Consider the following 9,450-nt stretch of genomic DNA (forward strand, 5'->3'; position numbering starts at 1 on the left):
GCAGGGGCGCGAACTGACCTTTCGTCACCACCTGCGCCACCTGGAGCGCTTCACCGGCCCGGCCGAGGGGCGGGCGCTGCTGGACGTGGGGGCCTACATTGGCGTCTTCGTCGAGGTGGCCGCGCAGTCCGGTTGGCAGGCCCAGGGCGTCGAGCCGTCGTCCTGGGCGGCGGCGGCCGCCCAGCGCCGCGGCCTGAACGTCTGCCAGGGCACGCTGGAGACAGTCGCGCTGCCGGAGGCGTCTTTCGACGTGATCACCCTGTGGGACGTAATCGAGCACTTCGCCGACCCGGCGGCCGAGCTGGCCCGGGCGCGCCGCCTGCTCAGGCCCGGCGGCTGGCTGCTTGTACACACCATGGACATCGACGCGCCGGTCGCCCGGCTCATGGGCCGCCGCTGGCCGTGGCTGATGGACATGCACCTCTATTACTTCACCCGGCGGACGCTGCGCGAGATGGTCGCGGCGCAGGGGTTCGACGTGGTCTGGCAGGGGACACAGGGGCGCTACTTGCGTCTGGGCTATCTGGCCTCGCGCGTGGCGGGGCTGCACGCGGGGCTGGGCCGGTTGGCGCGTGGGGCGGTTGGCCGGCTGGGGCTGGACGAGGCCGCCGTGCCGGTCAACTTTGGCGACCTGATGACGTGCATCGGCCGGAAAAATGGGACGCTGATAAACCCCGATTCAGGACGCTGATTCTCGCTGATACGGAAAAGATAGGTTCTTATCAGCGAGAATCAGCGTAGCATCGGCGTTTATCAGCGTCCTGTTCTGCCCTCGTCTGGGCGCGTTGGGATGATCGCGCCGTTCGTGCTATACTGAAAGCCAATACAGCGCTTGGGAAACACCACGTAATGGATTTGATCACCCTCCTCATCGTTGACGACCATCCCCTCTTCCGGCAGGGGCTTGTCGACGTTCTGGAAACGGATCCCGGCCTGAGCGTGGTGGGCGAGGCGGCCGATGGCACGGCCGCGCTCGCTATCGCCACCGAGCAGCGGCCGGGCATCGTGCTCATGGACGTGAATCTGCCCAATGAGAGCGGCTTGAAGGTGGCGCGGCGCATGCTCGATGAGCGACCGGAGACGAAGGTGATCATCCTGACCGGCTACGACAACGCCGAGCAGGTTTACCACGCGCTCCAGTTGGGTGCGGCGGCCTATTGCGCCAAGGACATCCCCCCGGATAGGCTGCTCAAGACGATCTACGCCGTTCATGAAGGCCGTTACGTCATCCACGATCAGATCATGAGCGCCGTGGAGGCCGCCAACTGGGTCGCCCAGCGGGCCGACCGCTACGCCATGCCCGCCGGCATGCAGGCCGGGGATATTACCATCCCGCTGTCGCCGCGTGAGAGGGAGATTCTGGAACTGGTGACGCGCGGCGCCAGCAACAAAGAGATCGCATTTCGGTTGAACATCAGCCAGCAGACGGTCAAGAATCACATGACCGCCGTCCTGCGCAAGCTGCGCGTCGAAGACCGGACACAGGCCGCGGTCTACGCCCTGCGCCATGGCTGGGTGCGGCTGGACGCGCCGCGCTGACTGATCGGCCGAGCACGACCGGCGGGCCGCCGGCCCGCCGTGGAGGAAAGTACGTATGCGCTTCTTCAGAGGCGAAGAGGGACAAGGGCTGGTGGAGTACGCTCTGGTGCTCGTTCTGGTGGCGGTCGTGGTGATCGCTATCCTGGCCCTGCTAGGCCCCTACATCGGGGCGTGGCTCACTAGCGCCGGCGAGTGGTTCCGGCAAGTATTGGCCGGCGGCTAGGCGGGCCGATCCAGGTAGCAAGAAAGACCGTGGCGCAAGACACCGACCCCGACACCAACCACACGGAACGGCGGGATGCCGATCTGCACGACATCCGCGTCCGGCGCGACTCGCCGGCCGCCGGCGCGCGCGACGCCCTTGTCGATCTCAAAACCCACCTGTGCGCCCAACTGCGGCGGCAGCGCCCCCCGGGCATGGCCTTCGCCGAGCGGTCGCAGGTTCGCCCGTTTGTGCACGACCAGCTGGACGCGCTGCTCGACGCGCAGGGCATCGTGCTGAACCGCAACGAGAAGCGCCAACTGCTGGAAGCTATCGTCACCGAATTGCTCGATTCACAGCCGTGATCGCCGCGCCTGACCGCTCTCTCGCCGTCCGCTGGCGGGCCGCCGCCGGTTTTTGTCTGGACGTGGCTTTCCCGCCCGTCTGCGCTGGCTGTGGGCGAGTGGGCGCGCTGTTGTGCGCCGCCTGCGAGGCGCGGCTCGTCCCGGTGACGGGGCCGATCTGCCACCGCTGCGGGCGCGGGCTGGAGGGGCCGGGCGCTTGCCCCACCTGCGCCGCCGGCCCCTTGCCGCTGCGCCAGATGCGCGCCCCCCTGCGCTACCAGGAGCCGGCCAGCCGGCTCATCCACGGCCTGAAGTACGAGGGTTACTTCGCCCTGGCCGCGCCGCTGGCCCGCCGGTTGATCGCCGGGTGGCCAGCCTGGGAGCAGCCGCCCGACCTGATTCTGCCCATCCCCCTGCACCCGCGCCGGCAGCGGCGGCGCGGCTATAACCAGTCAGAGCTGTTGGCCCGGCCGCTGGCGCAAGCGTTGGGCATCCCATTCAGCGCCGCCGCCCTGCGCCGCACGCGCCACACCCCGCCTCAGGTCGGGTTGGGGCCGGCGGCGCGGGCCGACAACGTGAAGGGGGCCTTCACCGCCGACCCGGCCGCCGTGGCGGGGCGTCACGTCCTGCTCATCGACGACGTGCTGACCACGGGCGCGACCATGTCGGCCGCGGCCGAGGCGCTGCTGGCCGCCGGCGCGGCCGGCGTTTCGGCCTATTGTCTGGCGCGGGTCTCTTAGTCATGGGATAATCGCGCCTTCCAACCATGCTGACTTCCGGCCGGCGGGCCAACCAACAACGCACCCAAGTCTGAAAGGAGAACTATCGCCTATGGAACTGCAAATCCTCTCTAGCAATATGGAGGTCACGCCGCGCCTGCGTGACTACGTCGAAAAGAAGACGGCGCGGCTCGACCGCTATCTACCCACCCTCTCCGGTATCCAGGTGGAACTGGCGACGGAGAACACGCGCAGCGCTGTTCAGCGCCACGTGGCCGAGATCACCATCCGCGACGAGCGCGGCACCATCCTGCGCGCCGAAGAGCGCAACAGCGATATGTTCGCCGCCATCGACGCGGTCATCGACAAGCTCTACCGGCAGATCGAGCGCTACCGCGGCAAGCGCAAGCGCAAGACCCGCGGCAAGGGCGAAGACCAGGACATGGGCGAACCGCTGCCCATCGCCGAGGAGGCGGCGGAGGAAGAACAGGTCATCGTCCGCTACAAGCGCTTCGCCCTCCACCCCATGTCGTCCGAGGAAGCGATCGATCAGATGGAACTGCTCGGCCACGACTTCTACGTCTTCTTCAGTTCGGAGGACGACGCTGTGAACGTGCTCTATCGCCGGCGCGACGGGACGTTCGGCCTGCTCCAGCCGGAGATCGACTAGGTTCGGCGGCTGCCCGATGGCGCGAATTCTAGTTGTCTGTACCGCGAATATCTGCCGGTCGCCGGTCGCCGCCGCCCTGTTGCGCGACCGGCTCCGGCAGCGAGGGCTGGCGGAGTGGCGCGTCGGCTCGGCCGGGACGTGGGCGGTCGTCATCCGGCCGGCCTCACGCCACAGCGTCAGCGTGATGAGCCGTCACGGCCACGACATCACCGACCACCGCGCGGCGATGGTGAACGAGGCGTATCTGCGCGAGGCCGACCTGGTGCTGACGATGGAGACCGGCCACGCCGAGGCGCTGCGGGCGGAGTTTCCGGCCCAGGCCCATAAGGTGTACCTGCTGACGGAGATGATCGGCCGCGCCTACGACGTGGCCGACCCCTACGGCGGGCCGCTGGAGGAGTACGAGGAGATGTACGCCGGTCTGAGCGCCCTCATTGACCAGGGCCTCGACCGCATCATCGCCCTGGCCTCGCAGAACGCGGAAGAAATTAGGAATTAGGAATTAGGAAATCACTACAGAGGAGTAGGTTCATAATTCCTAATTCCTAATTCTCTCTTACCAGCCTTCGATGTACTGCGCCCACTCCTGGCGCTGCTCCAGGTGGCTGCCGAAGCGGTAGGCGGCGGTGGGGCTAGGCTCGAACGGGGCGCGATGCAGCAGCATGTCGGCCTCGGCCGGCCGGTGGCCCCCCTTGCGCCGGTTACAGGCCGAGCAGGCGGCGACCAGGTTGTCCCACGTGTGCGGGCCGCCCAGCCGGCGGGGCACCACGTGATCCAGCGTCAGCGTGCGCATCTTGCGCCCGCAGTACTGGCAGGTGTAATCGTCGCGGCGCAGAATCTCGCGCTTCGACAGGGCGATGCGCGGGCGTGGACGCCGCACCATGTGGCTGAGTTTGATGACCGAGGGGATTTCAAAAGCAGCGACAGCGCTATGAATGGTCCCCCGACCATTCACAATAATCTCAGCTTTACCGGACAATACCAGAGCCAGAGCCCGCTTCGTGCTGCAAACGTGGATAGGTTCGAATGTCACGTTCAGGATGAGCACTGGCTCCTCGAGTAGGCCATCTTTGCTCATACGTTCGAGAGTATAACGACACGGGCGCGCTTCGTCAATGAGACCTGAGAGATGAGCGGCCACGGCCACAAGGCTCGTTCTTGTCAGCGTACCATGGGCCGCCCACCGGTCAGGTCTACACTGTTAAGAGAAGGGAGAGTAACCATGCAAGACGGAAGAACAGCCTGGCTGCAAGCGGAGATCGACAACCTGAAGGCGGCCGGCCTCTACAACCACATCCGCACCCTCGACTCGCCGATGGACGCCTGGGTGACCATCGACGGCCGGCGGCTGCTCAACTTCTGCGCCAACAACTACCTCGGCCTGGCCAACCACCCGCGCGTGCGCGAGGCGGCCAAGGCGGCCATCGACCGCTACGGCGTCGGGCCGGGCGCGGTGCGCAGCATTGCCGGGACGATGTCGCTGCACGTCGAGCTGGAGCGGCGGCTGGCCGAGTTCAAGCACGCCGAGGCGTGCATCGCCCTGCAGAGCGGCTTCACCGCCAACCTGGCGACCATCCCGGCGCTGGTCGGCCCCGGCGACCTCATCTTCTCCGACGAGTTGAACCACGCCAGTATCATTGACGGCTGCCGCCTGAGCCGGGCCGAGGTCATCCGCTACGCCCACGCCGACGTGGCCGACCTGGAGCGCCAGATCGCGGCGCGCACGGACTACAAGCGCCGGCTCATCATCACCGACGGCGTCTTCAGCATGGACGGCGACGTCGCCCCGCTGGATCGCATCTGCGCGGTGGCCGAGGCGCACGGCATCATGCTGATGGTCGATGACGCCCACGGCGAGGGGGTATTGGGGCGCGGTGGCCGGGGCATCGTCGATCACTTTGGCCTGCATGGGCGCGTGGACGTGGAGGTGGGCACGCTGAGCAAGGCGTTCGGCGTCGTCGGCGGGCTGGTGGCGGGCAAGGGCATCATCATCGAGTGGCTGCGCCAGCGCGGCCGGCCCTTCCTGTTCAGCAGCGCCATGACCGTGCCCGACACGGCGGCCTGCATGGAGGCCGTCGCCATTCTCAGCGAATCGACGGAACTCATCGACCGGCTGTGGGCGAACGCCGAGCTGTTCCGGCGCGAGATGCAGGCGATGGGCTTCAACACCGGCTTCAGCCAGACGCCCATCGTGCCCGTCATGCTGGGCGAGGCCAGGCTGGCCCAGCAGTTCAGCCGGCGGCTGTTCGAGGAAGGCGTCTTCGCCATGGCCATCGGCTACCCGACAGTGGCCCAGGGCAAGGCGCGTATCCGCGTGATGAACTCGGCCGCCCACAACCCCGGCGACATCGAGATCGCCCTGGAGACGTTCGGCAAGGTCGGCCGGGAGTTGGGCGTTATAGGCTAAAGCGCTGGTGCATCTCCGGCGCTTGCACGTTGGGGAAGCCCAACTGCACGCGCAGGCTATCGGCCAGGGCCAGGGCGGCGTCCGGCTCGCCATGCACCAGGAAGGTGTGGCGCGGCGGCGGCTTCAGGTGGCCGGCCCACGTGAGCAACTCTGAGCGGTCGGCGTGGCCGCTCAGTCCGTTCAGGGACACGACGCGCGCCCGCACGTCGTAATCCTCGCCGAAGATCTTCACCCGCTTCTGGCCGTCCACCAGCCGGCGGCCCAGCGTCTCCGGGGCCTGGAAGCCGGTGATGAGCACGGTGCTGCGCGGGTCTTCGATGTTGTTCTTCAGGTGGTGCAGGATGCGCCCCGTCTCGGCCATGCCGCTGGCGCTGATGATCACCGCCGGCTGGCGCAGGAAGTTGAGTTCCTTCGACTGCTCGGCCGAGCGGGTGTAGCGCATCATGGTGAAGCCGAACGGGTCGCGGTCGCGGTCGGTCATCAGCACCTCGGCGATCTCGGAGTCATACGCCTCCGGGTGGGCGCGGAAGACGGCCGTGGCGTCGATCGCCAGCGGGCTATCGACGTACACCTGCAAGTTGGGCGGCAGGTCGCGCCGCTCGACCAGATTATTCAGCCGGTAGACCAGCTCCTGCGTCCGGCCGATGGCGAAGGCGGGCACGATGACCTTGCCGCCGGCCTTGACCGTGTCGCGGATGATGTCCTCCAGCAGGTGGTCGGTGTCCTCGTCGTTGGGGTGCTCGCGGTCGCCGTAGGTGCTCTCCATGATGAGGATGTCGGCCCGGTCGAGGAAAACGGGGTCGTTGAGGATGGGGCGGTTGGCGCGGCCCAGGTCGCCGGTGAAGACCAGGCGCTTGGCCGGCCCGTCCCCCTCGATGTCGAGCGCCACCAGCGCCGAACCGAGCACGTGTCCGGCGTCGTAGAAGGTCAGAGTGATGCCCGGCGCGACGTTATAGGGGCGCTCGTAGTTGATGCCCAGGAACTGCTTCAGGCTGGCCATCGCGTCGGCCATGGTGTAGACCGGCTCCAGCGGCGGCTGGCCCTCGCGCCGCCGCTTCTTGTTCAGGTATTCGATGTCCTGTTCCTGAATCTTGGCGCTATCGCGCAGCATGATGCTGCACAGGTCGCGGGTGGCCGAGGTGGCGATGATGTCGCCGCGGAAGCCGTTGCGCACCAGGTTGGGGATGTTGCCGCTGTGGTCGATGTGGGCGTGGGAGAGGATGAGGGTGTGCACCGTGGCGGCGTCGAAGGGCAGATGCCGGTTGCGGTCGCCGCTCTTCTCGCGCGGCCCCTGGTAGAGGCCGCAGTCGAGCAGGATGCGGTGGCCGTTCACATCGATCAGGTGTTGCGAGCCGGTGACGGTGCGCGCCGCGCCGTGGAAGGTGATGTCCATTGGGGATACTCCTTTTTTTGGTGCGGGGGAGCGGGGGTGCAGGGGAGCGGGGGAGAAAGAACGTCCAGTTGACAGGTTCTTTTCACCCCAGCGCCCCCGCTCCCCTGCTCCCCCGCTCTACTTCCTCTTAAACAGCCCGACCACTTCCTCCCCATACGTCCCCAGCCGCCAGGGGCCGAGCACGTCCAGGGCGCTCAACTCGTCCAGCGTGCCGGGGTTGGCCTCGGCGATGACCCACAGGGCGTCGCGGCTCATGATCACGTCCGACTCGACGCCGCGCGCCTGGGCCTTGGCCTTGCGCCAGCGGTGCAGCCGGTCGTAGCGGGTCAGCACGGCGTCGGACGGGCGGGGCGGGCGTTTGGGCGGCGGGGGCGGCGGGGCCTCCCGCGCCGCGGCGATGAGGTCGAGAATCTGCCGGCCATAGCGCTGCTGCTGGCCGGCCGACATGCCGTGGATGTCGTCCAGGTCGGCCGGCCGCGCCGGCAGTCGCGTCGCCAGTTCCAGCAGCGTCCGGTCGCCAAGCACCTTGAAGTGGGGGGCGTTGCGCCGTTTGGCTTCCCGGTCGCGGAACAGGTAGAGCGCCTGGAGCGCCGACAGGTGGCCCGGCGGCAACTCCTGCGCGCCGTTCAGCCGCCAGAAGCCGTCGGGGTCGAAGCCGTTGTTGGGCATCCGCACGCGCGACTGTTCCCGGAAAATCTCCTGGGCTTCGGCGGTGTGGCCGCGCGCCTCCAGCTCGGCCCCCAGCCGGTCGCGCAGGTCGAGCAGGTAGTGGGTGTCGTTCTGGGCATAGGCCAGTTCAGCCGGCGACAGGGGGCGGTGGCACCAGTTGGACTTCTGGAAGCGCTTGCTCAACTGGAGGCCGTAGAACTGGCGCAGCAGGCCGGCCAGACCGAACTGGGTGTACCCCAGGATGCGGGCGGCCCACATGGTGTCGAACAGGTTGTTGAGCTCCCAGCCGTAGTCGCGCCGCAGCAGGATAAGGTCGTACTCGGCGGCGTGGAAGATCTTTTCGACGGCCGGGTTCTCGATGATCGCGCCGAGCGGGCTCAGGTCGATGGTCGCCAGTGGGTCGATGATGTAATCGGTTGTGGCCGTCGATATCTGGATCAGGCAGGCGCGTTCGTCGTAGGCGAACATGCTGTTGGCCTCCAGGTCGATGCCCAGGCGAGGCGCGGCTTGCAGGTCGCCCAGGCAGGCGGCCCAGACCCACTGCTTATCCACCCAGCGGAACGTGGCCGGCGCGCTATTTCTGGTCGAGGTCATAGCGCTGGTACCATTCCCAGAAGCGGCGCACGCCGTCCACCACGGAGACGCGCGGGTTGTAGTCGAGCAGGCGGCGAGCCTTGCTGATGTCGGCCTCGTTGCGCACGAAGTCGGCCGCCAGACGCGGCGTGTCCACGAGATTGGCCTTGCGCCCGCTCAATTCCTCCATCATCTCCACGAAATCGGTCAGCAACACCGGCTCGCCGCGCCCCAGGTTGATGATCTCGTAGCCCAGCGGCCGGTCGAGCGCGGCCACCACGCCGGCCACCGTATCATCGACGTACGTCCAGTCGCGATACATCTGCCCGCCGTCGTAGAGCGGGATTGCCTGGCCCTTGGAGATGCTGTCGGCCAGCAGGTAGGCCATCATGTCGGGGCGGCCGTTAGGGCCGTAGACGGTGAAGAAGCGCAGGACGGTGAAGTTGAGCCTGAACAGGTGGTGGTAGCTGTAGCCGAGTATCTCGGCGGCACGCTTGGCGGCGGCGTAGGGCTGGAGCGGCCGGTCGCAGGGGTCGGTTTCCACGAACGGGATCTGCGTCGTGTTGCCATAGACGGAGGAGGTCGAGGCGAAGACGAAGTTCTCCACGCCGCCGGCGGCCCGCGCCGCATCGAGCAGATTCTGCGTGCCGTTGAGGTTGACGTTGACGTACAGTTCCGGGTTCAGGATGGCGTTGCGCACGCCGGCCATGGCCGCCAGATGAGCCACGGCCCGAATCCGCTCCCCGGCGAAGAGGGCCAGCATGGCCGTCCGGTCGCGCAGATCGGCCTCGATCATGCGGAAGTTGGGGTAGGCGCACAGCCGCTGCTCGTTGGCCCGCTTGCGCGCCGGGTCGTAATAGTCGTTGAAATTGTCCAGCCCGATGACCGTCCGTCCCTCGCGGCACAGGCGTTCGGCCAGGTGGCTGCCAATAAA

12 protein-coding genes are annotated in these 9,450 nt (G+C 67.3%); 8 read left to right on the top strand and 4 right to left on the bottom strand.

The genetic code is table 11. From position 1 onward, the window contains the following. The 7 genes from ACE3UY_RS16800 to ACE3UY_RS16830 form a co-directional block, all read left to right on the top strand. On the top strand, positions 1-691 hold a 691-nt coding region (locus tag ACE3UY_RS16800; protein ID WP_374688642.1), incomplete at its 5' end, for a class I SAM-dependent methyltransferase. Between the two features lie 158 nt (positions 692-849). Then, complete coding sequence (locus tag ACE3UY_RS16805; RefSeq protein WP_374688643.1) at positions 850-1,539, top strand: response regulator; 690 nt, start codon at positions 850-852, stop codon at positions 1,537-1,539. Between the two features lie 55 nt (positions 1,540-1,594). Beyond that, the gene (locus tag ACE3UY_RS16810) at positions 1,595-1,762 is read left to right on the top strand and encodes a Flp family type IVb pilin (RefSeq protein WP_374688644.1); all 168 of its coding nucleotides are present in this window, start codon (positions 1,595-1,597) and stop codon (positions 1,760-1,762) included. Between the two features lie 29 nt (positions 1,763-1,791). Next, complete coding sequence (locus ACE3UY_RS16815; RefSeq protein ID WP_374688645.1) at positions 1,792-2,106, top strand: hypothetical protein; 315 nt, start codon at positions 1,792-1,794, stop codon at positions 2,104-2,106. Then, entirely contained in the window at positions 2,103-2,825 is a 723-nt protein-coding gene (locus ACE3UY_RS16820; RefSeq protein WP_374688646.1) for a ComF family protein, read from the top strand. Before ACE3UY_RS16815 ends, ACE3UY_RS16820 begins: the two co-directional genes overlap by 4 nt. Positions 2,826-2,916: 91 nt before the next feature. Continuing rightward, a complete protein-coding gene (gene hpf / locus ACE3UY_RS16825) occupies positions 2,917-3,474 on the top strand; it encodes a ribosome hibernation-promoting factor, HPF/YfiA family (RefSeq protein WP_374688647.1) in 558 nt (185 codons plus the stop codon). 16 nt (positions 3,475-3,490) lie between these two features. Beyond that, positions 3,491-3,973, top strand: coding sequence for a low molecular weight protein arginine phosphatase (locus tag ACE3UY_RS16830; RefSeq protein WP_374688648.1), 483 nt, complete (start codon positions 3,491-3,493; stop codon positions 3,971-3,973). 57 nt (positions 3,974-4,030) lie between these two features. Here ACE3UY_RS16830 and ACE3UY_RS16835 read toward each other — a convergent pair whose 3' ends face one another. Next, the gene (locus ACE3UY_RS16835; protein WP_374688649.1) at positions 4,031-4,429 is read right to left on the bottom strand and encodes an HNH endonuclease; all 399 of its coding nucleotides are present in this window, start codon (positions 4,427-4,429) and stop codon (positions 4,031-4,033) included. Positions 4,430-4,696: 267 nt separating this feature from the next. Between ACE3UY_RS16835 and ACE3UY_RS16840 the strand changes: the two genes are divergently transcribed. Continuing rightward, a complete protein-coding gene (locus ACE3UY_RS16840) occupies positions 4,697-5,881 on the top strand; it encodes a glycine C-acetyltransferase (protein WP_374688650.1) in 1,185 nt (394 codons plus the stop codon). Here ACE3UY_RS16840 and ACE3UY_RS16845 read toward each other — a convergent pair. From ACE3UY_RS16845 to ACE3UY_RS16855, 3 genes are all read right to left on the bottom strand, one after another. After that, positions 5,871-7,274 carry an MBL fold metallo-hydrolase RNA specificity domain-containing protein gene (locus ACE3UY_RS16845; RefSeq protein WP_374688651.1) on the bottom strand — a complete coding sequence of 468 codons (1,404 nt, stop codon included), beginning with the start codon at positions 7,272-7,274 and terminating at the stop codon, positions 5,871-5,873. The genes ACE3UY_RS16840 and ACE3UY_RS16845 overlap by 11 nt on opposite strands. Before the next feature lie 117 nt (positions 7,275-7,391). Next, on the bottom strand, positions 7,392-8,537 hold the full coding sequence (locus ACE3UY_RS16850; RefSeq protein WP_374688652.1) for a ribonuclease D: 1,146 nt from the start codon (positions 8,535-8,537) through the stop codon (positions 7,392-7,394). Then, positions 8,518-9,450 (bottom strand): NAD-dependent epimerase/dehydratase family protein (locus ACE3UY_RS16855; protein ID WP_374688653.1); only part of this gene is annotated, 933 nt, incomplete at its 5' end. The genes ACE3UY_RS16855 and ACE3UY_RS16850, both read right to left, overlap by 20 nt.

It is taken from the genome of Promineifilum sp. (SeqCode), assembly GCF_041918635.1.
GTDB lineage: Bacteria > Chloroflexota > Anaerolineae > Promineifilales > Promineifilaceae > Promineifilum.

Excerpts from the sequence above, each read along its gene's own strand:
- ACE3UY_RS16805 (WP_374688643.1), top strand. The coding sequence starts at position 850 with ATGGATTTGATCACCCTCCTCATCGTTGACGACCATCCCCTCTTCCGG.
- ACE3UY_RS16810 (WP_374688644.1), top strand. The coding sequence starts at position 1,595 with ATGCGCTTCTTCAGAGGCGAAGAGGGACAAGGGCTGGTGGAGTACGCT.
- hpf (WP_374688647.1), top strand. The coding sequence starts at position 2,917 with ATGGAACTGCAAATCCTCTCTAGCAATATGGAGGTCACGCCGCGCCTG.
- ACE3UY_RS16830 (WP_374688648.1), top strand. The coding sequence starts at position 3,491 with ATGGCGCGAATTCTAGTTGTCTGTACCGCGAATATCTGCCGGTCGCCG.
- ACE3UY_RS16840 (WP_374688650.1), top strand. The coding sequence starts at position 4,697 with ATGCAAGACGGAAGAACAGCCTGGCTGCAAGCGGAGATCGACAACCTG.
- ACE3UY_RS16845 (WP_374688651.1), bottom strand. The coding sequence starts at position 7,274 with ATGGACATCACCTTCCACGGCGCGGCGCGCACCGTCACCGGCTCGCAA.
- ACE3UY_RS16850 (WP_374688652.1), bottom strand. The coding sequence starts at position 8,537 with ATGACCTCGACCAGAAATAGCGCGCCGGCCACGTTCCGCTGGGTGGAT.